This window comes from Vogesella urethralis (assembly GCF_007644045.2).
In the GTDB taxonomy this organism is placed as follows: domain Bacteria; phylum Pseudomonadota; class Gammaproteobacteria; order Burkholderiales; family Chromobacteriaceae; genus Vogesella; species Vogesella urethralis.
The window spans coordinates 1-250 of record NZ_VMDW02000147.1; the positions used below are offsets into that span (position 1 = coordinate 1).

Here is a 250-nt window from a genome sequence, read left to right on the forward strand (position 1 = left end):
GCCAGCCGTGGCGACCGCGCGATCCGGCCGACTCGGTGGGGCGCGGCCTGGCGCTGGTCCCGGAGGAGCGACGCAAAGAGGGCATTTTCATTGAAGAGCCGATCGCGATGAACCTGGCGGTCAGCGCCGATAACAGCTTTTCGCGCTGGAGCCTGTTCGGCCATCGGCAGGCCTGGCGCTGGGCGGAGGAGGTGATTGCCCGCCTCGGCGTGCGCGCTACCGGTCCCGGTCAGACGCTGCGCCGTCTTTC

At 69.6% G+C, this 250-nt stretch carries 1 protein-coding gene; it reads left to right on the forward strand.

Annotated elements, in window-relative coordinates:
• A partial coding sequence (locus tag FLQ03_RS18860) for a hypothetical protein (RefSeq protein WP_206211057.1) occupies positions 1-250 on the forward strand: 250 nt, incomplete at both ends.